This is a genomic window from Saccharothrix sp. BKS2 (assembly GCF_047689505.1).
Classification (GTDB): Bacteria; Actinomycetota; Actinomycetes; order Mycobacteriales; family Pseudonocardiaceae; genus Actinosynnema; species Actinosynnema lopnurensis.
In genome coordinates this window covers 118,265-141,403 of the sequence record NZ_JAUQOL010000011.1, presented here as the reverse complement: position 1 = coordinate 141,403, position 23,139 = coordinate 118,265, and the positions used below count along the sequence as shown (strand labels likewise).

General features: G+C 74.5%; 17 protein-coding genes. 10 read left to right on the top strand and 7 right to left on the bottom strand.

Annotated elements, in window-relative coordinates; translation table 11 throughout:
• The first annotated feature begins 50 nt into the window (after nucleotides 1-50).
• Nucleotides 51-662 carry a sigma-70 family RNA polymerase sigma factor gene (locus Q5530_RS23925; RefSeq protein WP_415364992.1) on the top strand — a complete coding sequence of 204 codons (612 nt, stop codon included), beginning with the start codon at nucleotides 51-53 and terminating at the stop codon, nucleotides 660-662.
• Here the strand turns inward: Q5530_RS23925 and Q5530_RS23920 are convergent.
• Both Q5530_RS23920 and Q5530_RS23915 read right to left on the bottom strand, forming a co-directional pair.
• Nucleotides 614-2,551 carry a S8 family peptidase gene (locus Q5530_RS23920; protein ID WP_415364991.1) on the bottom strand — a complete coding sequence of 646 codons (1,938 nt, stop codon included), beginning with the start codon at nucleotides 2,549-2,551 and terminating at the stop codon, nucleotides 614-616. The two genes, Q5530_RS23925 and Q5530_RS23920, sit on opposite strands and share 49 nt — an antisense overlap.
• Before the next feature lie 530 nt (nucleotides 2,552-3,081).
• Nucleotides 3,082-5,343, bottom strand: a complete 2,262-nt coding sequence (locus Q5530_RS23915; RefSeq protein WP_415364990.1) for an ATP-binding cassette domain-containing protein — start codon at nucleotides 5,341-5,343, stop codon at nucleotides 3,082-3,084.
• A gap of 89 nt (nucleotides 5,344-5,432) precedes the next feature.
• Here Q5530_RS23915 and Q5530_RS23910 point away from each other — a divergent pair, with 89 nt between their 5' ends.
• From Q5530_RS23910 to Q5530_RS23900, 3 genes are read left to right on the top strand one after another with little or no spacing between them, the layout of a single operon-like run.
• The gene (locus tag Q5530_RS23910; RefSeq protein WP_415364989.1) at nucleotides 5,433-6,239 is read left to right on the top strand and encodes a TetR/AcrR family transcriptional regulator; all 807 of its coding nucleotides are present in this window, start codon (nucleotides 5,433-5,435) and stop codon (nucleotides 6,237-6,239) included.
• Nucleotides 6,239-7,096, top strand: a complete 858-nt coding sequence (locus Q5530_RS23905) for a putative protein N(5)-glutamine methyltransferase (protein WP_415364988.1) — start codon at nucleotides 6,239-6,241, stop codon at nucleotides 7,094-7,096. Before Q5530_RS23910 ends, Q5530_RS23905 begins: the two co-directional genes overlap by 1 nt.
• Complete coding sequence (locus Q5530_RS23900; RefSeq protein ID WP_415364987.1) at nucleotides 7,093-9,327, top strand: ATP-binding protein; 2,235 nt, start codon at nucleotides 7,093-7,095, stop codon at nucleotides 9,325-9,327. Before Q5530_RS23905 ends, Q5530_RS23900 begins: the two co-directional genes overlap by 4 nt.
• A gap of 20 nt (nucleotides 9,328-9,347) precedes the next feature.
• Here the strand turns inward: Q5530_RS23900 and Q5530_RS23895 are convergent, their stop codons facing one another.
• Nucleotides 9,348-9,887 (bottom strand): GNAT family N-acetyltransferase, encoded by a 540-nt coding sequence (locus Q5530_RS23895; RefSeq protein ID WP_415364986.1) that lies wholly within the window; start codon nucleotides 9,885-9,887, stop codon nucleotides 9,348-9,350.
• Between the two features lie 62 nt (nucleotides 9,888-9,949).
• On the opposite strand from Q5530_RS23895, the gene Q5530_RS23890 reads away from it, so the two are divergent.
• The 3 genes from Q5530_RS23890 to Q5530_RS23880 are packed head-to-tail and all read left to right on the top strand — an operon-like array spanning nucleotide 9,950 to nucleotide 14,417.
• Complete coding sequence (locus tag Q5530_RS23890; protein ID WP_380635091.1) at nucleotides 9,950-10,558, top strand: PadR family transcriptional regulator; 609 nt, start codon at nucleotides 9,950-9,952, stop codon at nucleotides 10,556-10,558.
• A gap of 8 nt (nucleotides 10,559-10,566) precedes the next feature.
• Entirely contained in the window at nucleotides 10,567-13,308 is a 2,742-nt protein-coding gene (locus Q5530_RS23885; protein ID WP_415364985.1) for a DEAD/DEAH box helicase, read from the top strand.
• Entirely contained in the window at nucleotides 13,305-14,417 is a 1,113-nt protein-coding gene (locus Q5530_RS23880) for an SWIM zinc finger family protein (protein ID WP_415364984.1), read from the top strand. Before Q5530_RS23885 ends, Q5530_RS23880 begins: the two co-directional genes overlap by 4 nt.
• Before the next feature lie 162 nt (nucleotides 14,418-14,579).
• Here Q5530_RS23880 and Q5530_RS23875 read toward each other — a convergent pair whose 3' ends face one another.
• A complete protein-coding gene (locus tag Q5530_RS23875; protein WP_415364983.1) occupies nucleotides 14,580-16,796 on the bottom strand; it encodes an ATP-binding protein in 2,217 nt (738 codons plus the stop codon).
• A gap of 609 nt (nucleotides 16,797-17,405) precedes the next feature.
• Between Q5530_RS23875 and Q5530_RS23870 the strand changes: the two genes are divergently transcribed.
• Nucleotides 17,406-18,806 (top strand): TetR/AcrR family transcriptional regulator, encoded by a 1,401-nt coding sequence (locus Q5530_RS23870; RefSeq protein ID WP_415364982.1) that lies wholly within the window; start codon nucleotides 17,406-17,408, stop codon nucleotides 18,804-18,806.
• Here Q5530_RS23870 and Q5530_RS23865 read toward each other — a convergent pair.
• From Q5530_RS23865 to Q5530_RS23855, 3 genes are all read right to left on the bottom strand, one after another.
• Nucleotides 18,799-19,014 carry a DUF5703 family protein gene (locus Q5530_RS23865; protein WP_415365134.1) on the bottom strand — a complete coding sequence of 72 codons (216 nt, stop codon included), beginning with the start codon at nucleotides 19,012-19,014 and terminating at the stop codon, nucleotides 18,799-18,801. The genes Q5530_RS23870 and Q5530_RS23865 overlap by 8 nt on opposite strands.
• On the bottom strand, nucleotides 19,014-19,991 hold the full coding sequence (locus Q5530_RS23860) for a YncE family protein (RefSeq protein ID WP_415364981.1): 978 nt from the start codon (nucleotides 19,989-19,991) through the stop codon (nucleotides 19,014-19,016). Before Q5530_RS23860 ends, Q5530_RS23865 begins: the two co-directional genes overlap by 1 nt.
• 185 nt (nucleotides 19,992-20,176) lie before the next feature.
• Nucleotides 20,177-21,142 carry an aldo/keto reductase gene (locus Q5530_RS23855; protein ID WP_415364980.1) on the bottom strand — a complete coding sequence of 322 codons (966 nt, stop codon included), beginning with the start codon at nucleotides 21,140-21,142 and terminating at the stop codon, nucleotides 20,177-20,179.
• Nucleotides 21,143-21,259: 117 nt separating this feature from the next.
• On the opposite strand from Q5530_RS23855, the gene Q5530_RS23850 reads away from it, so the two are divergent.
• Nucleotides 21,260-22,309, top strand: coding sequence for an LLM class F420-dependent oxidoreductase (locus Q5530_RS23850; RefSeq protein WP_415364979.1), 1,050 nt, complete (start codon nucleotides 21,260-21,262; stop codon nucleotides 22,307-22,309).
• On the top strand, nucleotides 22,306-23,130 hold the full coding sequence (locus Q5530_RS23845) for an undecaprenyl-diphosphate phosphatase (RefSeq protein ID WP_380635107.1): 825 nt from the start codon (nucleotides 22,306-22,308) through the stop codon (nucleotides 23,128-23,130). The genes Q5530_RS23850 and Q5530_RS23845 overlap by 4 nt, the downstream gene beginning before the upstream one ends.
• The last annotated feature ends 9 nt before the right edge of the window (nucleotides 23,131-23,139 follow it).

The following is a 23,139-nucleotide window of genomic DNA, read 5'->3' as shown; positions in this document are numbered from 1 at the left end:
GTGCACTTCGTCCTCCTAGCTTGGCGGCAACCGGGCTGGAGGAGAACGCGATGACGACGGACGTGGCGGCGGACCAGTTCACCCGGTCGGTGTTCCTGGAGCACGGGGAGGTGGTGCTCGCCTACGCCAAGCGGCTGACCGGCGACCACCACGCCGCGGAGGACGTCGTGCAGGAGGCGATGATCCGGACGTGGCGGCACGCGGACAAGCTGATCGCGGAGGGCGGCTCGGTGCGCCGGTGGCTGATGACCGTGGCGCGCAACATCGTCTACGACCAGTCCCGGGCCCGGCAGGGGCGGCCGGTGGAGGTGGACGACGCCCGCTCGACCGCCGCCGTGACGGGCGACCACGCCGACCGGGTGGTCACCGACCTCGTGGTGGGGGAGGCGCTGCGGGGGCTGCCGGACGACCTGCGCCGCGTGCTGGAGCGGCTGTACCTGTGGGGCGACTCGATCGCCGAGGCCGCGTCGGAGCTGGACATCCCGCCCGGCACGGTCAAGTCCCGCACCCACCGCGCGATGGGCGTGCTGCGGCGCAGGCTGCCGCAGCACGGCGTCCTGACCTGTCCCCGGGGCCGGTGGTCGCGGAGGACCACCGGCCCCGGGGAGCGGGATCAGGCCGCGTTCACCGAGACGTCGTCCAGCACGAACGAGGTCTGGTAGGACCAGTCCTCCGCGCCGGTGAAGCTCAGCGCGACGCTCTGGCCCGCGTACGCGCCCAGGTTGAAGGTGCGCACCGCGTAGCCGGAGGGCGTCAGGTTGGTGTAGGTGGCCAGCGTGGTGCCGTTGGCCTGCACGGTGAAGGTGTCGAACACCGCGGGCTCGTACTCCGAGGTGCTGATCTTCAGCCACAGCGACAGCGTGGTGTTGGCGCAGCCGGCCGGGACGGTGACGGTCTGGGACAGGGTCTCGGTCTGGGCGTAGCCGTAGCCGCTGACCCACGACGAGCGCGAGCCGGAGCGCGGCGCGCCCTCACCGGTCCACGCGCCGATCGTCCAGGTGGCGTTGGACCAGCCGGTGGTGCCGCTCTCGAAGCCGCCGTTGGTGACCTTCTCACCGGGCGCGGAGCACGAGCCGCCCGGGGGGTTGATCGTCCAGGTGAACGTCACCGACGCCGCCTTGGCCGCCGAGTCGGTCGCCGTCGCGGTGACGGTGTAGGTGCCGGCGGTGGTCGGCGTGCCCGAGATCAGCCCGGTGGCCGCGTTGAGGGACAGGCCGGGCGGCAGGCCGGTGGCCGACCACGTGTACGGCGGCGTGCCGCCGGTGGCCTTCAGCTGGAGGCTGGTGGCGGTGCCGACGCTGCCGGTCTGGTTGCCCGGCGGGGTGACCGCCGGGTCACCCGGGCCGGGGCCGCCGCCGGTGTTGACGAACAGCAGCCGGTTGGGCGAGCCGGTGCCCGGCGAGGTGATCTTGTTCGCGGTGGAGTTGGTGATCATCGCGCTCTGGACCTGGGCGGGCGTGAGCCCCGGCGTGGCGCCGAGCAGCAGCGCCGCGCCACCCGCGACGTGCGGTGAGGCCATGGACGTGCCGCTGATGGTGTTGGTGGCGGTGTCGTTGGTGTGCCAGGCCGAGGTGATGTTCTGGCCGGGCGCGAAGATGTCCGTGCACGTGCCCCAGTTGGAGAACGAGGCGCGCGCGTCGGTGTTGGTCGACGCGTTCACCGTGATCGCCTCGGCCACCCGCGCGGGGGTGAAGTTGCACGCGTCGGAGTTGGAGTTGCCCGACGCGAGGGCGTAGGTGACGCCGTCGGCGATGGAGTTGCGCACCGCGTTCTCGGTGGCGGCGTCGCTGCCCTGGGCGCCGAGGCTCATGTTCGCCACGGCGGGGCCGGAGGTGTGGTGACCGGTGACCCAGTCGATACCCGCGGCGACCCCCGCGAACGAGCCGGAGCCCGCGCAGTTGAGCACCTTGACCGCGATCAGGGTGACGCCCTTGGCCACGCCGTGGGCGTTGCCGCCGACCGTGCCGGCGACGTGCGTGCCGTGGCCGTTGCAGTCGGTGTTGTTGCCGTCCCCGGTGGTGTTGGTGCCCCACGACGCCTGGCCGCCGAAGTCCTGGTGGGACGTCCGGATGCCGGTGTCGATGATGTAGGCGGTGACGCCGGCGCCGTCGTTGGGGTAGGTGTAGCCGGAGTCCAGCGGCAGGTCGCGCTGGTCGATGCGGTCCAACCCCCACGACGGCGGGTTGGGCTGGGTGGCCACGGCCTGGACCGTGCCGTTCTGCTGGACGTAGGCCACGCCCGGCTCGGCGGCCAGTCGGCGCGCGGCCCGCTCGGACAGCGTGCCCGCGAAGCCCTTGAGGGCGTGCTGGTAGGTGAACTCGACCTTCGCGTCGTACTTGGCGCTGAGGTCGGAGGTGAGCGCCTCGGCGCTCTGGGTGGACAGCTCGTCGTAGACCACGATGTAGCTGTCCTGGATGGCGGTCGGGTTGGCGGCGCCGAGGATCTGGCCCTCGGCGGCGGCCTGACCGGCCGTGGTGGTCAGCGCCAGCGCGGTGGCGCCGACGGTGCATAAGGCGAGCAGGGCTCGCTTGGGTGCGCGAACGTCTCCCATCGCAGGGTTCTCCCTCGTGCAGGGTTCCCGACGAACCCGATGCGGCTCGGGCCGGCCGGGGGAGCGGAGTTTCCCGGACACGTACGCGCGGACGTGGTCGGCAACGTTAGAGGACCGCTCGGTAGCTCGACAATCGACCGGCAGAGCTAATGACCTGCGGAAATCCGAATCAGGGGAAAATGCTGATCGTTGTCCTCCATGGCTTCAGTGTTGCTTGAACGCAACAGCTAGCCTGGGTGGCGCGGCGCGTGGGGCGGGGGAGCGCGGGGCGGGAAGCCGGCAATGAGACGTGCGGGCACGCAGGTCGGGCGTCGGGCAACGATCGTCCGCCCGACGCCCGACGCCCGACGCCCGACGAGCGGTCAGTGGAACCTGCCTGCCGCCACGCCATTGCAACTCAAGAACAAACAACAGTCTTGATAACTTCAGTGTTAACCAAAAGAAAACCCAGGAAGTGGGTACGTAAGACGACAAGGGCAAAAACAGCAGGGACGGGGCTCACCCGCCAGCGGATCGGCCCCGTCCCGTGCTCACCGCCCGACGTACTGGCGCAGGTGCTGGGCGGTGAGGGTGTCGGCGCTGTCGACGAGCTGGGTGGGGGTGCCGGTGAACACGACGCGGCCGCCGTCGTGGCCGGCGCCGGGGCCGAGGTCGATGATCCAGTCGGCGTGGGCCATGACGGCCTGGTGGTGCTCGATGACGATGACGGTGTTGCCCGCGTCGACGAGGCGGTCGAGCAGGGCGAGGAGCTTGTCCACGTCGGCGAGGTGGAGGCCGGTGGTGGGTTCGTCGAGGACGTAGGTGGACGCCTTCTCGGCCATGTGGATGGCGAGCTTGAGGCGTTGGCGTTCGCCGCCGGAGAGGGTGGTCAGGGGTTGGCCGAGGGCGAGGTAGCCCAGGCCGACGTCGACGAGGCGGTCGAGGACGGCCCTGGCCGGTTTTTCGGTGAAGAAGTCGTGGGCTTCGGCGATGGACATGGCGAGGACGTCGCTGATGTTGTGGCCGCGGAGCTGGTAGGTGAGGACCTGGGGGGTGTAGCGCTTGCCCTCGCACTGCTCGCAGGTGGTGGCGACGCCGGCCATCATGGCGAGGTCGGTGTAGACGAGGCCGATGCCCTTGCAGTGGGGGCAGGCGCCGTCGGAGTTGGCGCTGAAGAGGGCGGGTTTGACGCCGTTGGCCTTGGCGAAGGCGGTGCGGATGGGGTCGAGCAGGCCGGTGTAGGTGGCGGGGTTGGAGCGTCGTGAGCCGCGGATGGGGGATTGGTCGACGGTGACGACGTCGGCGCGGGTGGCGAGGGAGCCGTGGATGAGGGAGCTCTTGCCGGAGCCGGCGACGCCGGTGACGACGGTGAGGATGCCGAGTGGGATGTCGACGTCGACGTTGTGGAGGTTGTGGAGGTCGGCGCCGGTGATGGGGAGGTGGCCGGTGGGGGTGCGGAGGTGGTGGCGGAGTCGGGCGCGGTGGTCGAGGTGGCGTCCGGTGGGGGTGTCGGAGTTGCGGAGGTCGGTGACGGAGCCGGTGAAGGTGATGTGGCCGCCGTGGGTGCCGGCGCCGGGGCCGAGGTCGATGACGTGGTCGGCGATGTGGATGGTTTCGGGTTTGTGCTCGACGACGAGGACGGTGTTGCCCTTGTCGCGGAGTCGGAGGAGGAGGTCGTTCATGCGTTGGATGTCGTGGGGGTGGAGGCCGGTGGTGGGTTCGTCGAAGACGTAGGTGGCGTCGGTGAGGGCGCTGCCGAGGTGGCGGACCATTTTGACGCGTTGGGCTTCGCCGCCGGAGAGGGTGGCGGCGGGGCGGTCGAGGCTGAGGTAGCCGAGGCCGATCTCGACGAGGGAGTCGAGGAGTTCGCGCAGGGTGGTGAGGACGGGGCCGACGGTGGTGTCGGTGATGTGGCGGGTCCAGTCGGCGAGGTCGCTGATCTGCATGGCGGAGCAGTCGGCGATGGTGGTGTTGTTGATCTTGCAGGCGAGGGCGGCCTGGTTGAGGCGGGCGCCGTGGCAGTCGGGGCAGGTGGTGTAGGTGACGGCGCGGTCGACGAATTTGCGGACGTGGGGTTGCATGGATTCGCGGTCCTTGGACAGGTAGAGCCGTTGGACCTTGACCAGCAGTCCCTCGTAGGTGACGTTTGTCTTGCCGATCTTGACCTTGGTGGTGTCGCGGTGGAGGAGGGCGTCCCACTCCTGGTCGGTGAAGTCGGTGAGGGGTTTGTCGGGGTCGTAGAAGCCGGAGTGGATGTAGGTCTGGACGTACCAGTTGTCGGTGGTGAAGCCGGGGACGGTGATGGCGCCCTGGTTGAGGCTCTTGGTGCGGTCGAGGAGTTGGTCGACGTCGGTGGTGGTGGTGCGGCCGAGTCCTTCGCAGCGGGGGCACATGCCTTCGGGGAGGTTGAAGCTGAAGGCGCCGGAGGTGCCGACGTGGGGTTGGCCGAGGCGGCTGAAGAGGATGCGGAGCAGGGTGTGGGCGTCGGTGGCGGTGCCGACGGTGGAGCGGGAGTTGGCGCCCATGCGTTCCTGGTCGACGATGATGGCGGCGCTGAGGTTGCGCAGGTGGTCGACGTCGGGGCGGCCGAGGTTGGGCATGAAGGACTGGATGAACGCGGTGTAGGTCTCGTTGATGAGGCGTTGGGATTCGGCGGCGATGGTGCCGAAGACCAGGGAGGACTTGCCGGAGCCGGAGACGCCGGTGAAGACGGTGAGGCGGCGTTTGGGGATGTCGACGGAGATGTTCTTGAGGTTGTTCTCGCGGGCGCCGCGTACTTGGATGACGTCGTGGCTGTCGGCGAGCGTGCCCATGCCTGTTTCCCCCTGGTTTGTTTATGACGTAAAGTGATGGCGTCGCGACGTGACTGGGGCAAGGTACTTTACGCCGTAAGGAGTGGCAAGTGGCGGTGTTCGCGGGGCAGGGTGACGCCCGCCGGTCGATGCGGCTGCTGTGGCGGGACCGGGCCCCGGGGCCGGACGCCGGGGGAGCGGGGTCGGGGCGTCGGCCGGGGTTGGACGTGGACGCGGTGGTGGACGCGGCGATCGCGCTGGCCGACCGGGACGGCATGGCGGCGGTGTCGATGCGGGCGGTGGGGCAACGGTTGGGCCGTTCCGCGATGGCGCTCTACACCTACGTGGCGGACAAGGCCGAGCTGGTGGACCTGATGTGCGACAAGGTGCTGGGGGAGCTGCCGGCCGACTACCCGCTGGAGGAGGGGTGGCGGGTGGCGTTGACGGCGTGGGCGCGGGACAACCGGGAGTTCTACCTGCGCCACCCGTGGGTGTTGCAGGTGTCGCAGGCGCGGCCGGTGCTGGGGCCCAACGAGTTCACCGGGGTGGAGACGCTGGTCCGGGTGCTGCGGGCGACGGGCCTGGAGGCGTCGGTGCTGCGCGGGGTGCTGGGGGCGCTGGTGCAGTTCGTGCGGGGTGCGGCGGCGGTGATCGCGGACGCCCGGAGCGCGGCGCGCGAGACCGGGCTGGGCGACGACGAGTGGTGGTACTCGCGGTCGTCGCTGCTGGAGGAGGTGTCGCCGGACTTCGCCGAGCGGTTCCCGCTGTCGACGTGGTTCGGGCAGGAGCCGCCGCCGCCCGTGCCGGACAACGAGTGCGCGCCCTACCTGGAGCGCGACGCGGTGCGCAACTTCGAGGTGGGCCTGGCGGTGCTGCTCGACGGCGTCGAGGCCACGGTGGCCAGGGGGAGAGCCTGATGGGGTACGTCACGATGCTGGAGGAGATCGCCGGGCGGCTGCGCGCGGCGGGCTGTGTGTTCGCCGAGGACGAGGCCAGGTTGCTGATCGGTTCCTCGCGCACGCCCGCCCACCTGGAGTCCATGATCGGGCAACGGGTCGGCGGGCTGCCGCTGGAGCAGGTGCTGGGGTGGGCGGAGTTCTGCGGGCTGCGCATCGCCGTCGAGCCCGGCGTGTTCGTGCCGCGCCGCCGCACCGGGCACCTGGTGGACCTGGCGGTGGCGGGCCTGGGGCCGGGCGCGGTGGTGGTCGACCTGTGCTGCGGGACGGGCGCGGTCGGCGCGGTCGTGGCCCGTCGGGTGCCGGGGGTGGAGGTGCACGCGGCCGACGTGGACCCGGCGGCCGCGCGCTGCGCCGCCCGCAACCTGCCCGGGGATCGCGTGTACTGCGGCGACCTCTACGCGGCGCTGCCGCGGCGGTTGCGCGGCCGGGCGGACGTGCTGGTCTGCAACGCCCCGTACGTGCCCACCGGCGAGATCGCGCACATGCCGCCCGAGGCGCGCGACCACGAGAACCGCGTCGCCCTCGACGGTGGGGCGGACGGGTTGGACGTGCAGCGCCGCGTCGTGGCCGGGGCGGGGGAGTGGCTGGCGCCCGGCGGGAGGCTGCTGATCGAGACCGGCGCCCACCAGGCCGCCGCCACGGCCGCCGCGTTCCGGGCCGCCGGGTTGAGCGCCGGCGTGAGCGCCGACGAGGAGTTGGCGGCCACCGTCGTGAGCGGGACGTGGCCGGGCCCGCCCGCCGCCCCGGCGGGCGGAACACCGGCCGCGAGCCGGGGTGCCCGCAGCCGCGCGCACCCGGTAGAACGGGGGGAGTGAACAGCTTCGAGGGCACGGCGTGGGGGCCGCTGGTCCAGGCGGGTCACATCGACCGGGTCGTCCAGCACACCGACGCGCCGCCCCCGGTGGCGCTCGCCGGCCTGCCGCCGGTCGAGGCCGCGTTCACCGGCCGCGCCGCCGAGCTGGCGGACCTGGCGGACTTCCTGCGCCCGGACGCCGGCCCGCCCGCGCCCGTCTGCGTGCTGGCCGGCCCGCCGGGCATCGGCAAGACGACCCTGGCGCTGCGCGCCGCGCACGACGCGGTGGCGGCCGGGTGGTTCCCCGGCGGTGTGCTGTTCCAGGACCTGCGGGGCTTCGCCCGCGCCCGCCGGGTGGAGCCGGAGGCGGCGCTGGAGGTGCACCTGCGCGCGCTGGGCGTGGTCGGGCAGCACCTGCCGCCCGACCTCGCGGGCCGTGAGGCCCTGCACCGCTCGCTGCTGGCCGAACGCCCCGGCCGGGTGCTGCTGGTGCTGGACAACGCCGAACTGGCCGCCCAGGTGGTCCCGCTGCTGCCCGGTGACGGGCGGCACCGCGTGCTGGTGACCAGCCGCAACGCGCTCGGCGACCTCGCCCCGGCCCGGCGGCGGGAACTCGGCGTGCTCAGCGGGGACGAGTCGGTCGCCCTCGTCGCCCGGCTGCTGGACGCCGCCCACGACGGTGACGAACGGGTCGGCGAAGCCGGGGAGGTGGCGGGCGAACTGGCCGCGCTGTGCGGGTACCTGCCGCAGGCGCTGGCCATCGCGGGCGGCCTGCTCGCCTCCGACCCCGACCAGCCGGTGGCCGAGCTGGTGGACGCGCTGACCGACCGCGGGGAGCGGTTGGCCGAGCTGGAGACCGGAGAGCGGTCGGTCCGTGCCGCGCTCGACCTGTCCTACGAGCGATTACCGGCGCCGGCCGCCCACCTGTTCCGGCTGCTCGCGGCCAACCCGGGCCCCACGGTCTCCGTCGACGCGGCCGCCGCGCTGGCCGGGCTCCCCGAGCGGGCGGCCCGGCGCTGCCTGACCGTCCTGCGGCGGGCGCACCTGGTGGGGCCGGCCGGACCCAGGGGGTGGTTCCGCCTCCACGAGCTGGTCCGCCTCTACGCCGAGGAGCGGCTGCGCGGCCGACCCGACCCCGACGCGTTCCGGCGGCTGCCGGCCCACCACAACCGGATGCTGCTCGCCCTCACCGTCCGCACCTTCCCGGACAAGCTGATCACGGTGGAACCGGGCCCTTCCCCCGGGAAGCTCCTGTCCCACGCCGAGCTGCTCGCGTGGTTCGACGCCGAGCGCCCCAACCTGGTGGCCGTCTTCGACGCGGCGGCCCGGGAGGGCCACCACGCGCAGGTGGTCCACAGCGCCACCATGCTCGCCGTCCAGCTCCAGCTGCGCGGCAGCTGGGACGAGGCGCTGACCGCCCACCTGCTGGCGGTCGACGCGGCACGCGAGGTCGACGACCTCGCCGCGACCGGGTACGCCGCGACCTACCTGGGCAAGGCGTACTCGGCCATGCGCGACTTCGGCCGCGCCGAGCACCACCTGCGCCGGGGGATCGAGGCGTACCGGCGGCTCGGCGACCGGGAGGGGATCGACTGGGTCTCGACCGAGCTGGAGGGCAACCGGATCCAGGCGCGGCGGTCCGACCCGTCCCGGTGGGCCGATCCGGGCACACCCCCGCCCGAGCGGAGGACCGTGCCGTCCGGGCAGGCCGGTGTGGGGACCGTCCTCAACGCCCTGGACGCACTGAGCAACGACGGGACCGCGCTGTTCGACCGGGGCCGCTTCGACGAGGCGCTCACGCGGTTCGAGCGGGTGCTCGCCGGCTGCCGGGAGACGGGCTACCGCACGGGTGAGGCGTCGACGCTGAGCAACATCGGCAACTGCCACTTCAGCATGGGCTCCCACGACCAGGCCATCGCGTACTACACCGCATCGGCGGCGGCCGCCCGTGAAGTGGGCAACCGGCACGGCGAGGCGCTCACGCGCTCCGTCCTCGGCGTTGCCTACGAAACCGTCGGCCGGATCGAGGACGCCGTCACCGAGTACGAACGGGCCGGGGAGACCTTCCGCGCCCTGGGCGACCGGCACGGCGAGGGGATCACCCTCTACTACCTCGGCCGGACCGCCGCGGAGCAGGGCGACCACGACCGTGCCCGGCGCCACCTGCACCGCTGCCTGCAACTGCTGGACCAGCGGCTCGACGACGGCGCCGAAGCCTGGGCGCGCGAGCTGCTGGCCACCCTGGAGGGGTGACCCGCCGGCCTCGGGGCCGGTCACCCCGTCGCCGTCGCGGGGAGGTCCGGGTCGGCGGGCAGGAGCTGGGCGGGGTCGGTCGCCGGTTCGGTGTTGGTCGGCGGTTCGGCGGGCACCGCGATCCGCGCCGACACCTCCCCGCCCACGACCTCCAGTTCCGCCCCGAGCGCGGTCAGCACCCGCACCGCGGCGACGTTGCCGGTGGTCGTGGTGGCCACGACGGTCCGCACCCCGCGTCCGGGCGCCTCCTCCAGCAGCCGCCGCACCACCGCCCGGCCCGTCCCGCGACCCCGGGCGGCGCGGGCCAGCCACAGGCCGGCCTCGCCCTCGGTGGTCAGCCGCGCCATGCCGGCCGTGCGGCCGCCGTCCACGACCTCGTAGGCGTCGCGCAGGAAACCCCGGTAGAACCGGCGGAACTCGTCGTGCCGGTCGACCGCCCAGCCCGGCGGCATCACGTCGGCCGGGTCGGCGTCGGCGACCGCCAGGGCCAGCAGCCGCTCCAACCCCTCCTCGTCCAGCCGCCGCAGTCGGACCCCCGGCACAACCCCTTCGCGCGTCACGTGCCCATCCTGGCGATCTACGCTGACCCGCGAAACCGAAAAAAGGGACCCGGACAAGGATCATGTCGGCGACACGGCTGCTGGTGCTCGGCGTGGTGCGCGGACACGGACGCGCCCACGGCTACCTGATCGGCACGGACCTGCTGTCCTGGGGCGCGGGGGAGTGGGCCCACGTCAAGTGGGGCTCGATCTACCACGCGCTCAAGCAGCTCACCAAGGACGGCTGCCTCACCGACCACACCAGCCCGCCCGGCCGCACCGAGTACGAGATCACCGCGCGGGGCGAGGCCGAGTACCGCAGACTGCTGCGCGACGCGCTGCGCCGCCCCGAGACCCGGCCCGACACCCTCGCCGCGGGCCTGGCCATGCTGCCCTCCCTCACCCGCGACGACGCCCTCGCGCTGCTCGGCGAACGCCTCGCCGCCCTGGAGGGCCACCGCGACACCGCCCGCGAGCAGGCCGACCGCTGGCGCGACCCGCCGCACGTGCGCGAGCTGTACGGGCTGTGGGAGCACACCGCCGCGGGCGGCGCGGAGTGGACCCGGGGCCTGGTGGAGCGCCTGCGCGCCGGCGCCTACCCCCTGGCGGGTGAGCCGAACTCGCCCGGCGAACCCGGCAGCTGGGCTAGGCTCAAACTTGAACAACCCGGCGGGCACGAGGGGGAACGCTGAACAACGGGGTGGAGCGGTACCCGGCGGTCTTCGAACCGGCCGACCCGCCACGCGCGTCCACGATCGCCTTCTACGCCCCACCCGACCAGCGGCAGGCGCAGGACCGGCCCGGCACCGACCGGCTCGCCGTCGCCGCCCCCGACGGCGGCCGCCGCACCGTGCCCGCCCTGCGCCTGCCGCTGACCGAGGCGATCCCGCTGCTCACCCGCGCCCGCCGGGCCGCCGCCGGCCCCGGGGTCCACCCGGCCGCCGCCTTCTGGGGCGCCGCCGTGGTCCTGGCCCTCCAGCTCGTCGCCCGCGGCCGGGTGCGGCCCGCCGTCACCGACGCCGACTTCGACGCCTGGCAGCTCACGCCCCTGGACCCCGCCGACCACACCCGCGTCCGCGACCTGGCCGCCGCCATGCCCCCGCACGCCCGCGCCGTCCCGCTGTCCGGACGCGACCCCCTGGAACTGCCCGACGCCGAACCCCTCCTGCGGGCCTTCCTCGACGCCGTCGCCGACACCATGCCCCGCGGCGCCGCCGCCGCGACCGCCGCCGGTGCCCCCGCCTTCGCCGCCACCGCCCCGCAACACGTCCCCCACCTGCGGGAATGGGCCCACCAAGGCGTGCGGGTGTCGCTGCGCGTCGAAGGGCCCGACCCCTTCCACGCCGTCCTCCAGGTCCACAACCTCGCCGACCCCACCCTGGTCCTCGACGCCGCCGAGCTGTGGCCGGGCGCGGGCCGCACCACCCGCGCCGACGCCACCGTGGCCCTGCGCCGCGCCGCCCGCGCCTGGCCGACCCTGGAGCGGCTGCTCGACCAGCCCGTCCCCGACCGCGTCCTCCTCGCCGACGCCGACGTCGCCCACCTGCTCACCACCGGCGCCGTCCGCCTCGCCTCCGCCGGCGTGGACGTGCACTGGCCCACCGACCTCGTGCGCGACCTCACCGCCGGGGTCGTCCTGGGCGGGGACACCGGCGACCGGCCCACCTTCTTCGGCCCCGACCAGCTCACCGCCGTCAACTGGCAGCTCGCCCTCGGCGGGGACCCGCTGACCCCCGACGAACTCGACCGGCTCGCCGAGGCCACCCGCCCGGTGGTGCGGCTGCGCGACCGCTGGACCCTCGTCGACCCCGAGCTGGCCCGCCGCGCCCGCGAACGCGCCCTCAAGCCCCTCACCGCCGTCCAGGCCCTCGGCGCGGCCCTCACCGGCACCGCCGAGATCGACGGCGCGGAGGTCGAGGTCACCGCCACCGGTCCCCTCGACGAGCTGCGGCAACGCCTCGCCCTGCCGGACGCCGAACCCGCCGAGCCGCCCCCGGGCCTGCACGCCGAACTGCGGGACTACCAGCTGCGCGGCCTGCGCTGGCTGGACCGCATGACCTCGCTCGGCCTGGGCGCGTGCCTGGCAGACGACATGGGCCTGGGCAAGACCATCACCCTCATCGCCCTGCACCTGCACCGCAACGCCACCCCGAACCCGAACCCTGACCCGGACACCACCGGCCCGGACACCGCCGGCCCCACCCTCGTGGTCTGCCCGGCGTCCCTGCTGGGCAACTGGCAGCGCGAGGTCGAGCGCTTCGCCCCCGGCACCCCCGTGCACCGCTACCACGGCCCCGGCCGCACCCTGCCCACCGCCACCGCCGGGTTCGTGCTCACCACCTACGGCACCATGCGCCTGGACGCCGACCGGCTCGCCGAAGCCGACTGGGGACTGGTCGTCGCCGACGAGGCCCAGCACGTCAAGAACCCCGCCTCCGACACCGCCAGGGCCCTGCGCCGCATCCCCGCCCGCGCCCGCGTCGCCCTCACCGGCACCCCGGTGGAGAACACCCTGTCCGAGCTGTGGGCGATCCTCGACTGGACCACCCCCGGCCTGCTCGGCACCCTGACCCGGTTCCGGGCCCGCTGGGCCAAACCCGTCGAGGTCGACCGCGACCCGGTCGTCGCCGAGCGCTTCGCCCGCCTCGTGCGGCCCTTCCTGCTGCGCCGCCGCAAGTCCGACCCCGGCATCGCGCCCGAACTGCCCGCCAAGACCGAGACCGACCGGCCCGTCGCCCTCACCCGCGAACAGGCCGCCCTCTACGAGGCCGTCGTGCGCGAGCTGATGGACGAGGTCCGCCACGCCGACGGCATCGCCCGCCGCGGCCGCGTCGTCAAGCTCCTCACCGCCCTCAAGCAGGTCTGCAACCACCCCGCCCAGTACCTCAAGGAAGCGAAACCGGTGCTCGCCGGCCGCTCCGGCAAGCTCGAACTGCTCGACGAGCTGCTGGACACCATCCTCGCCGAGGACGGCGCCGTGCTCGTGTTCACCCAGTACGTCGCCATGGCCCGCCTGCTGCGCCGCCACCTCGCCGACCGGGGGACCACCACCGCCCTCCTGCACGGCGGCACCCCCGTGCCCGCGCGGGAAGACCTGGTCCGCCGCTTCCAGGACGGCCGGATCCCGGTGTTCCTGCTCTCGCTCAAAGCCGCCGGCACCGGCCTGAACCTCACCCGCGCCGACCACGTCGTGCACTACGACCGCTGGTGGAACCCCGCCGTGGAGGACCAGGCCACCGACCGCGCCCACCGCATCGGCCAGACCCGGCCCGTGCAGGTCCACCGGCTCATCGCGGAGGGCACCGTCGAGGACCGCATCGCCGCCATGCTGCGCGCCAAGCGCGACCTCGCCGACGCCGTGCTCGCCCGCGGCGACGCCGCCCTCACCGAACTGGGCGACGACGAACTGGCCGGCCTGGTCGAACTCCGGAGCGGCACGTGACCGACCGCGTCAAGGGCTTCCCCGCCTTCCCGAAGGGCGCCCACCGCACCCGCACCTGGTGGGGCCGCGCCTGGCTCCAGGCCCTGGAGGACACCTCGCTCGACTCCGGGCCGCTGCGCCAGGGCCGCCGGTACGCCCAGGCCGGGCTCGTCGGCACCATCACCGCCAGCCCCGGCCGCCTGCACGCCACCGTCCACGACGGCGACGAGGCCCACCACACCGCCGTGCTGCTCACCCCGCTCACCGACCCCGAGTGGGACCGCTTCCTCGCCCACCTCTCCCGCAAGGCCGGGCACCTCGCCGCCCTGCTCGACCACGAGATGCCCCGCGAACTCGTCGACGCCGCCGCCGACGCGGGCGTGCCCCTGCTGCCCGGCATCGGCGACCTCGACCCCGACTGCACCTGCGACGGCTGGGAACTGCCCTGCCGCCACGCCGCCGCCCTGTGCCACCAGGCCGCCTGGCTGCTCGACGCCGACCCCTGGGTGCTGCTCCTGCTGCGCGGCCGGGACCAGGACGAGGTCGTCACCGGCGCCCGCCCCACCACGGGCACACCCGCCGCCACCGCCTACACCCGGCCCGTGCCCGACCTGCCCGACGACCCCCCGCCCGCCGCCCTCGACCCGCTGCCGGAGTTCGACCCGGTCGCGGGCCTCGACGTCGCCGTGCTGCGGCTGCTGGTCGCCGACGCCGCCGCCAAGGCCCGCGCCCTGCTCGCCACCGGCGACTGGCCCGCCGCCGACGACCGCGAGGACCACCTGCGCCTCGCCGCCGCCCACCCCGGGCTCGACGACCGCCTCCACGTCGACCCCCGCGCCGTGCGCGCCTGGCGGCAGGGCGGCCGCACCGCCCTGCGCGTCCTCGACCAGCCCTGGACCCCGCCCGAGGCCGACACCAACCGCGCCCGCGCCGGCTGGCGCGGCGGCGAACTGCCCGAACCGGTCGTGCGGCGCAACCGCTGGACCGTGCGCGACCGCCAACTCCGCTACGGCCCCGACGGCCGCTGGTACCCCTACCGACGCCACCCCGACGGCCGCTGGTGGCCCACCGGCGCACCCCACCACGACCCCGCCACCGCCCTGGGCGACACCTTGGGAGACACCGACTGACCGGGGCCCCGACGACCTGGGCGCACAACCGCGGCCACGCCACCGAAGCGGCCCGCGCGGTGCTCGACGCCGCCACCACGACCGGCCGGGACCCGGCCGCGGTCCACCGTGGACTCCCGCCGCGCGCGTGCCTGACGAGCCCGGCCGCCACCGCGTCACCGCCTACGCGGGCGGCGAACCGGTGTGGCCGACGCGCCCACTGCCTTGGTCGACCCCACCACCGACCGCGCGGTCCAGCGCGTCGAGCCGACCCCGCACCCGCTCCGCGTCGACGTCGCGCCCCTGGCCTCGGTACAGCTCCAGGGCCTCCCGCCACGCCGCGGCCGCCGGCCCGGACTGCTCCAGCGCGGCCCGCGCGTCCCCGAGGTGCTCCAGCACGACCGCGGTGGTGTAGATGTCGCCGTGCTCCCGGTACAGGGCCAGGGACCGCAGGTAGTGGCCCACCGCCTCCTCGTGGCAACCGCCCAGGTGGGCGACGTACCCCAGGCTGTCCAGGGTGCCCGCCTCCCCGGCCGGGTAGTGGTGGCGGCGGTACACCGCCAGCGCCGCCCGGCAGTGCTCCCGGGCGGTGCCGTAGTCGCCCAACCGGGCCGAGTACCAGCCCACCGCGTTCAGCTCGGCGGCCTCCCACACCGGCAGGTCCAGAACGCGGAACAGGCCCAGGGCGCGCCGGGCGTGCTCCAGCGCCCTCCGGTCGTCGCCCCGCTCGCCCCACGCCTGCCCCAGCAGCCGCAGCGTGTACGCCTGCTCGTCGGTGTCGCCGTCGCGCTCGGCCAGCTCCAGCGCCCGGTGCAGGTGCTCCACCGCCTCCTCGTGCCGCCCCAGCCGGGCACAGGCGTGCCCGAGCAGCTTGTGCGCCCTGGCCCGCGCCTCGGGCACGTGCGCGGACGCGCCCAGCGCGGCCCGCCACACCGCCAGCGCGTCGTGGCGGTGCCCCCGCCGCAGGTGGAACGACTCCAGCACCCACGCGAAGTGCCCGACGTGCTCGTGCCACCCCAGGTCGGCCGCCGCCCTCGCGGCGGCCAGCAGGGCGGCGTGCTCGACGTCCAGCCACGCCAGCGCCGCCGGCACGTCCGGCAGCGACAGGGCCACCACCCCCGCCGCCGGCGGGCCCACCCCCGGCGGGGGTCGGTAGGGCTCCAGCAGGCGGTCGGCGGCGCGGGCGGTGTGCAGGTAGAAGTCCAGCACCCGCCGCAGCGCCGCCTCCCGCACCGCCGCCGGCAGGTGCCGGTGGGCGGTGCCGGCGGCGTAGCTGTGGATCAGGTCGTGCATCGCGTACCGGTCGTGCGCGTCCCGCTCCAGCAGCGACACCTCCCGCAGTCCGCGCAGCACCCGGGCCGCCCGCGCCGCCGACAGCCCGGTCAGGCTCACCGCGGCGGCCAGGCCCGTGCCCGGACCGGGCGCGATGCCCAGCAACCCGAACACCACCCGCTGCTCGGCGGTCAGCGCCCGGTAGGAGGTGGCCAGCACGGCGGGCAGGCTGACCGTGGGGTCGTCGTCGTCCAGCGCCTCCACGCCGAACTCCCGCAGGTCCGCGACCAGCTGCGCCAGGGGCAGCCCGGGATCGGTGCGCGCCCGGCCGGCCAGGATGCCCAGCGCCAGCGGGAAACCCCGGCACAGCGCCAGCAGCTCGGCCACCGCGCCCGGCTCGGCGGCCGGTCGCACCGCCCCGAGCCGGCGCTCCAGCAGGGCCCGCGCCTCCGCCTCGGTCAGCACGTCCAGGTCCACGTGGCGGGCGTCGTGCCGGGCGATCAACCCGGTCAGCTTCCGGCGGCTGGTCACCAGCACCGCGCACGAGCGCCCACCGGGCAGCAGCGGCGCCACCTGGTCGGCGTCGGCCGCGTTGTCCAGCACCACCAGCACCCGCTTGTCCGCCACCAGGGTCCGGTACAGCGCGGCCTGCGCGTCCAGGTCGGCGGGCAGGCGGCCGGGGTCCACGCCCAGCGCGTCCAGGAACCCCCGCACCGCCGCGCCCGGCGGCACCGGCGCCCCGGTCGGGCTGAACCCGCGCAGGTCCACGAACAGCTGCCCGTCGGGGAACCGCTCCGCCAGCCGGTGCGCCCAGCGCAGCGCCAGCCACGTCTTGCCGATGCCGCCCGCGCCGCCGATCGCCGAGATCACCACCGCCGCGGACCCGCCCGACCGGGCCGCCGGATCACCCGAACCCGGATCACCCAGGGCCCGGTCCAGCTCGGCCAGCTGCCGCGCCCGCCCGGTGAACGAGTGCGGCGCGGCCGGCAGCTGCCGGGGCACCGCGGGCGACGGTCGCGGGTGGACGTGCACCCCGCCGTGCACCACACCGACCTGCGCCACCGCGCCCACCGAGGTCGCCGTCACCGCGTTGTCCACCCGGTCCGCGGTGTCCGGGGGTCGCTCCACCTCGGGCCTCCCGGGTCCGCCGCTGGTGCGCCCAGCGTGGCAGCCGGACCAGCCGACCCCGGCCGCGACCGGAGGAAATCACCCGTCCGTGCGAGCCGGGGGAGTGGTGTTCGGGGGTCGGCCGGGGAACGCTGTCCAGGAGGGTGGCGCCGGCGGGCCACGCCCGGAACCGACCCGAACCACCACAGCTGTGGTACCACACCTGTGGTGCCCGGCCGCCCGCACGACCTCGACGGCACTGGGGGTTGCCGCGTTCGTCGTGCGGGCGGGGAGGGCGCGCGGGTCGGCCGAGGTTCCGAGTCAACGGCCGAAGCGCGCCCCGGCCGCACGGCAAGAGGCGCCGAAGCCGTGCGGTGGACGAGGTTCCGAGCCCCGCCACGGGGTGTCCAGTCCCTCCCGGTGGATCGACCCCGCGTGACACCAGGGAGTCTCTCGGCAGCGGCGGTGAGGGGTCAACATCCACTGCGGCCCGACACCGCACACCGAGGTGAGCGAACGCACCCCGGAGAGGTGAGGATCCAATACCGTGGTGCGCCCGCGGCGGGTATGCGCCCGTGCGGGCGGGGTGGGGACGCCAGGGGGCGTGAAGACAGGGGGGCCATGGTTCCGGTGCGTGAAAGACTCCTCGACGCCGGCGTCGAGCTGCTGTTCGAGGACGGCGCCAAGGTCCTGGGCCGCGGCCTCAACGTCGCCGAGATCGCCGCCCGCGCCGAGGTCAGCGAGAAGACCTTCTTCGCCACCTTCGGCGACAAGGGCCGCTACGTCGAGGCGCTGCTGCTGCGGTTCACCCACGACTCCCGCTACGCCACCCGCGACCTGGCCGAAGTCATCGACCAGGCCCTGCTGGACGCCCACGGCGACCCCCGCCGGATGCTGCGCGTGGTCTGCGACCGCGACTTCCTGGTGGTCCGCGACGACCCCGCCACGCTCATGCGGCTGGCCTCCCTCGTGCTCGCCGGCGGCCAACCCGCCGTGGTCAAGCGCCTGCGCCAGGTCTACGAGGGCCACGACCAGGCCGGGGTCCGCGCCGGCCAGCCCGTGCTGACCCGCTGGAACGCCTCGCTGCGCGCCCCCTTCACCCCCGAGCACCTCGCCACCGCCTTCACCGCCCTGGTGGAGGGCCTGGTGCTGCGCCACCGCGCCGACCCCGGCGCCGTGCCCGTGACCCTGTTCGGCGACGTCGTCGTGGCCCTGTTCGGCGCTCTGCTCGACCCCGAGCAGGGCCACGGGCACGTCGACGACGTCATGGCGCCCCTGGCCGACGAACTGGTCCGCGCCCACCGCGCCGACCACCTCGACGACCTGCCCGAACACCCCCGCAACGCGGTCGTCACCGCCGCCCGCCACGAGTTCGCCGGCCGCGGCTACTACGCCACCACGCCCGCCCACATCGCCTCGCGCGCCGGGGTGTCGCCGACCGTGCTCGCCCAGCTGTTCCCGGTCAAGGCCGGCATCGTCGCCGGCGCGCTGCGCGGCCCCTACGCCGAACTGCGGTCCCTGGTCGACGACGACCTGGCCCTGGGCGTGCCGCCCACCACCATGCTGCGCCGCCACCTCGAACAGCTCGCCGCGTTCACCCTGCGCCACCGCGAGTTCGCCGAGGCCCTGCTCATGGCCGCCGCCCACGTCCCCGCGCACGCCGACGCCGACCCCGTCCGCGAGATCGACCTGCCCGCGCTGCTGACCCCCGCGCTGCGCGCCGGGATCGCCGCCGGCGACTTCCGCGGCGACCGCGACCCCCGCGAACTCGCCGAAACCCTCGCCCACACCCTGCTGCTGCGCTGCCTGACCCACCCCGGCGGCACCGCCGCCGACCACGCCGCCGCCGTCGGGGAGCTGGTCCTGCACGGCCTGCTCACCCGCCCCCCGAAAGCCGCGGGACCGGACCCGACCGGGACGACCGGGGCGACGGGTACGACCGGGGTCGGGAGGGCGGCGCGGGGCTCCACGCGACCGCCCGAGGGGGCGCGTGGGGGAGCGGGGACCCGGACCTCCGACCGGGCTAGGTGATCACACCCGGCAGCGCCGCCGCGGTGCGCCTGCGGCGCAACCAGATCTTGCGCGACCCGTCGCCGAACACCAGCGTCCGCGACAGCTCCCAGCCCGAGAACTCCGCGTGGATCGCCAACTGCGTGGTCGCGGTGCGACGCGAGACCCCGGCCGGCAGCCGCAGCGGCCGGTACTCCCAGTCCCCGTCGACCACCCCTTCGTCCACCATCACCCGATCACCTGCAATCCCTGTCCGTCCCCGGACGCCACGAACACGCGCCCGCTGCCCGGATCGACCGCCACCGAGTCCGGCTGGCGGACCGTGGCGTGCCGGTGCCGCTCCACCGGCTCCGCGCCCGACACGTCGAAGCCCGCGACCTCGTTGCGCTCGGTCAGCGTCACCCACAGCAGGTCCCGGTCGGCGTCGTAGGCCATCCCGTACGGCGCGCCCGGCAGCGGGTAGCGCAGCCGCATCAGCACCGGGTCCGCGGAGAACGCCATCAGCTCGCCGCCCCGGGTGTCCACCACGAAGACCCGCCCGAACCGGTCGGACACCGCGTTGGTCGCGCCGTCGCCGGCGCGCAGGCCCGCGCCGGGCCGGTCGGCCGAGGGGTCCAGGTCGAACACCGCGCTGCGCGGCCGGTCCAGCACCACCACCCGGTCACCCGCCGCCACCAGCCGGTCCGGGCTGGAGATGCCGGTCACCGCGTGGTCGCCCACCGCGACCCGCCTGGCCTCCCGCTGCGCCACCAGGGTCCGCCCGCCCACCGAGAGCACGTCCACCGGGCCGCCGGTCACCTCCCGCGAGGACGACGAGCCGTCCGGGCGGACGGTCACCACCGCGCCCGCCGGCACCACCGCCTCCACCGCGTCGCCCGCGACCACCAGCCGCTCGGCCGGTCCCGGCAGCGCCACGGTCACCGGCGGCGAGGACGAGGGCGCGTCCAGGGGGAAGAGGACCACCGACGGCGGGTCGGTCACCGCGACCGCCACCCGGCCCCCGGCGACCGCCACCGACGAGGCCCGCCCCACCGGCGCCACCGCGCCGGGCACCTCCCCGGACCGGGCGGGCGAGACCGCCGGGCGCGCCGGTTCCAACGTCGCCGCCACCTGCAACGGGTCGCCCGGACTCTCCTCCGTCGCGCACCCGGACACCACCGCCCCGGTGAGCACCCCGGTGAGCACCACTGCGGCCAGTCGGCGCAACGTCGACCTCCAAGCTGTAACCCGTTCGCCCAAAGCCCTCCCAGCATCCATCACCCGACCACCATCCTCACGCCGGGGGGCGGGTGTTGTCGTTGGTCCGGGAAGGTGATAGTCGGCCGCCACCCGTACGCGCCGGGGACGGGGTCCCGGCGTGACCGGCTGGCGCGACCCCGTCCGTCGGCGCGTCAGCCCATCGGGCGCTCGGGGTAGCCGAACTCGACCACGCTCACGTCGTCGAGCGCCGACCGGATCGCCGGCGGCAGCGTCAGCTCCTCCGCCGCCAACGACCCCAGCAGCTGACCGGTGTCCCGCGCGCCCACCACCGGCGCCACCACGCCCGGCCGGTCCCGCACCCACGCCAGCGCCACGGAGAGCGCGCTCGTGCCCAACCCGTCCGCCGCCGTGACCACCGCCTGCACGATCCGCGCCGCCCGCTCCGTGCGGTGCTGCTCCACGTACCCGGCGAAGTGCGCCGAGGCGCCCCGGGAGTCCGCTGGCGTGCCGTTGCGGTACTTGGCCGTCAGCACGCCCCGCCCCAGCGGCGCCCACGGCAGCAGCCCGATCCCGTGGTGCAGCGCCGCCGGCACCACCTCCCGCTCCACGCCCCGCTCCAGCAGCGAGTACTCGACCTGCGTGGACACCAGCGGGGTGTGACCCGGCAGCGCCGCGGCCGTGCCCAGCTGCCAGCCCGAGTAGTTCGACACCCCGGCGTAGCGCACCTTGCCCGAGGACACCGCCGCGTCCAGCGCCGACAGCGTCTCCTCCAGCGGCACGTTCGCGTCCCAGGCGTGCAGCTGCCACAGGTCCAGGTGCTCCACCCGGAGCCGGCGCAGCGACCCGTCCAGCGCGTGCAGCAGCGCGCCCCGCGACGCGCCGCCGCCGAACGGGCCGTCGTTGCGCCGGGCCACTGCCTTGGTCGCGATCACCAGCTCGTCCCTCGGCACCACCTCGCCCAGCAGGCCGCCCAGGATGCGCTCGCTCTCGCCCTCCACGTACACGTCCGCGGTGTCCACCAGCGTGCCGCCCGCCTCGGTGAACGCCAGCAGCTGCGTCGCCGCCTCGTCCGCGTCGGTGTCCCGGCCCCAGGTCATCGTGCCCAGGGCCATCCGGGAAACCCGCAGACCGCTGCGGCCGAGGTATCGCTGTTCCACGCGGGGGAGCCTAAAGGGTGATCCACTTCACCGGTGGGCGCGGCACGCGGCCTGTCAAGGGGTATTCCCACCGGGTCCGCCCTGGCGGCTCGGGTTACCGGCCGGTACGGTCCGCGTGTGCGACTGGGACTGAACCTCGGGTACTGGGGCGCGGGCAACGACGCCGCGAACCTCGAACTGGCCAGGGAAGCCGACCGACTGGGCTACTCGGTGGTGTGGGCCGCCGAAGCCTACGGCTCCGACGTGCCCACCGTGCTGGCCTGGGTGGCCGCGCAGACGAACCGCATCGACGTCGGCAGCGCCGTCATGCAGATCCCCGCGCGCACCCCCGCCATGGCCGCGATGACCGCCGCCACCCTCGACACCCTCTCCGGCGGCCGCTTCCGCCTGGGCCTGGGCGTGTCCGGGCCGCAGGTCTCCGAGGGCTGGCACGGGGTGCGCTTCGACAAGCCGCTGGCGCGCACCCGCGAGTACGTCGACATCGTGCGGGCCGCCCTGCGCCGCGAGCGCCTGCGCTACGACGGCGAGCACTACCGGCTGCCCCTGCCCGACGGCCCCGGCAAGGCGCTGACCCTCACCGTGCACCCCGTGCGCGAGCACATCCCCGTCTACCTCGCCGCCATCGGCCCGAAGAACGTCGAGCTGGCCGGCGAGATCGCCGACGGCTGGCTGGCCATCTTCTTCTCCCCGGAGCACTCCGCCGACTCCCTCGCCGCGCTGCGGGCGGGCCGGGAGAAGGCAGGCAAGACCCTCGACGGGTTCGACGTCGTGCCCACCGCGCCGCTGTTCATCGGCGAGGACTGGCGCGCCTGCGCCGACCACGTCCGCCCCTACGCCGCCCTCTACGTCGGCGGCATGGGCAGCCGCCAGAAGAACTTCTACAACGACCTCGCCGCGCGCATGGGTTTCGCCGCCGAGGCCGCCGAGGTGCAGGACAGGTACCTCGCCCGCGACTACGAGGGCGCCATGGCCGCGCTCCCGGTGGACTTCCTCGACGCCGTCTCGCTGCTGGGCCCCAAGGAGCGCATAGCAGACCGCATGAGGGCCTACGCGCAGGCGGGGGTCACCACGCTCACACTTTCGCCCATGCTGCAAGATCTTGAGCAGGGGATCGCCGCACTGCGGACGGCGTCCGAAGCTCTGGATCTGGCAGGAGTGGGTAGTTGAGCTGGCTGCAGGCCATCGTTCTGGGACTCGTCCAGGGTCTTACCGAGTTCCTCCCCATCTCCTCCTCGGGTCACATCAGGATCGTCTCCACGCTGTTCTTCGGCAACGACGCCGGCGCGTCGTTCACCGCGGTCATCCAGCTGGGCACGGAACTGGCCGTGCTGATCTACTTCGCCAGGGACATCGGCAACTTCATCGGCGCCTGGTTCCGCGGCCTGTTCAGCAAGGCCGCCCGCGCCACCGAGGACTACCGGATGGCCTGGTACGTCATCATCGGGTCGATCCCGATCAGCGTGCTGGGCTTCCTGTTCAAGGACGAGATCCGGTCCTCGCTGCGCAACCTGTGGATCACCGCGACCATGCTGATCGTGTTCGGCCTGCTGCTCGGCCTGGCCGACCACTTCGCCCAGCACATCCGCACGAAGCTCCAGCTCAAGGACGCCGTCGGCATGGGCCTGGCGCAGGCGCTGGCCCTGGTCCCCGGCGTGTCCCGCTCCGGCGGCACGCTCACCGCCGGCCTGTTCCTCGGCCTGGACCGGGCCTCCGCCGCCCGCTACTCGTTCCTGCTGGCCCTGCCCGCGGTGTTCGGCGCGGGCATCTTCAGCATCCCCGACGTGCTCGAACGCGCCGAGCCCAACGCCGCCAGCGTGCCGCAGATGATCGTGGCCACGATCGTGTCGTTCGTCGTCGGCTACGCCACCATCGCCTGGCTGCTGCGCTACGTCTCCAAGCACAGCTACTCGGTGTTCGTGTGGTACCGGCTGCTGCTGGGCATGGTCCTGATGGGCCTGCTGTCGATGGGGCTCATCAACGCGACATAAGGTGGCCGG